Annotated in this window: 1 protein-coding gene and 1 pseudogene; one reads left to right on the top strand and one right to left on the bottom strand. The window is 57.8% G+C overall.

Features of this window, described 5'->3' with window-relative positions:
* Nucleotides 1-120 (top strand): annotated as a pseudogene (locus M727_RS43660) (PRC-barrel domain containing protein); the annotation flags it as partial.
* 320 nt (nucleotides 121-440) lie between these two features.
* Here M727_RS43660 and M727_RS0132750 read toward each other — a convergent pair.
* Complete coding sequence (locus tag M727_RS0132750; protein ID WP_027156032.1) at nucleotides 441-1334, bottom strand: ankyrin repeat domain-containing protein; 894 nt, start codon at nucleotides 1332-1334, stop codon at nucleotides 441-443.
* Nucleotides 1335-1655 lie beyond the last annotated feature (321 nt).

The raw sequence follows: 1655 nt of genomic DNA, 5'->3' as shown, positions 1-1655 counted from the left end.
ATCACGAAGGAGCAAGTTGAAGGCGCTCCGCGCTATGCTCGCGACCAGGATTTCGACTGGAATGCCGAGAGTGGCCGCCGCGTTTACGACTACTATGGCATCCGGCCCTATTGGATATAGACACGGTTGGCAGCGGATGGCTCGAGCCAGTCTCCGATTATCTGGCCTGCGGCGATTCGGGGTGATCGCGGCATCAGTCCGGCTGGGTTGCTGGATTGAGCGGCGATGGTTACCAACTAAAGCAGGCCGAGGTATACAGCGAAGCACCGACCGCGCGAGCGGGCACTAGGGCGTGTACTCATAAACGACGACCAGCCGATGAACGGTAAGCGGCTAGCACGTTTCATCAGTTGCCCATGCCCTTTGCTCAATCGCCCCTTGGGACCACCAAAAGTGGCTATTGAGCAAACTAGCCGACGCAGGCTTGAGAACCCATCGATTCAGGGCAGCGGGATCGGCTTGTCACTGAGCATGCGCAAGTACGCGATCAGGTCGACCCGTTCGGTCTCGTCCGGAACGCCAGGCGTCTCCATGTAAGTGCCCGGCGTAGTGGCCATGGGCTCAAGCAAAAATTTGTTCAGGTCCTCGAGCGTCCACACACCCTCCCAGCCCAGCAGGGTGTCAGAGTAACGTATAGTTGCAAGAGATGCTTTGTCGCGGCCAACGACGCTCCACAAATTCGGTATCGTTCGGTTCCTTCCCTGTGGCTCGGCACCGTGGCAATAGTCGCACCTGCGGACGACGAAGGAGGTTCGGCCTTTCTCCACATCGGCAGAGGCCAACTTCATCGAGATCGGGGCTGGAGTTGGCAAGACGACACCGTGGGACATGAGATAGTCAGCAACTTCGAGTTGTTCCGATTTTTTTGCCATATGGAGTGGTGTGTTGCCGTCCTCTGCCCTCGCATTTACGTCCGCGCCGGCCTCAACCAGTGCCTTCACGCAGTCGAGACAACCGAGATTGACGGCGGCATGAAGGGCGGGTTGGCTGCTGCCGTCGGCATTTGGATCTGCGCCCGCATCCAGCAATAGATTTAACAGATCGATCTTGTCTATCCCCATAGCCGCCATCAGCGGGGAACCAAGAGCCGTCTGAGCGTTGACGTCCGCACCACGTTCTACGAGCAGTTTTGCTGCTTGGATGTGGCCCATAAAGATCGCAAAATAGAGTGGCGTTGCGCTTCCATCACTCTCATCTACATCAGCGCCCGCATCGAGCGCTGCCGTGATAGCCGCGACATCGCCCTCCATGGCGGCGTCGTGGATGGCGGCGGCATGCGATACAATCGGAATGTGCAAGAGCAGCAGTGGAATGAAAAGCAAGGACACGTGCATTGGCATCTCCCAAGGCAAGCCACAGTAAGCGTCACGCTTTCAAGACTGCAAGCGTAAAGGCGAATGCCTGAGTTGGATAGTCCTTGAAAGAAGGAAGGTTTTCAGGACCGCCGACCATACTCGGTCGACCCACCTTGAGATCGTGTCCCAGGGAGTGGTGTATCTGACGGCTTGGTCGCCGCGCTCTCCGGCATTGGGCCGGGATGATCAGCGTGCCACGGCTGGCAGGCTGATGAGCGGATCATCGCTCATTTGGCTGATGGTTTCCAGTGTCATGTATCTGGCGCGCTGGACAGCCCATTCATCGTTCTGCTCGAGCAG

It is taken from the genome of Mesorhizobium sp. WSM2561 (genome assembly GCF_000513915.1).
In the GTDB taxonomy this organism is placed as follows: domain Bacteria; phylum Pseudomonadota; class Alphaproteobacteria; order Rhizobiales; family Rhizobiaceae; genus Mesorhizobium; species Mesorhizobium muleiense.
Note: the sequence above shows the minus strand (reverse complement) of the source record. Positions and strands in the feature narration are given on the sequence as shown.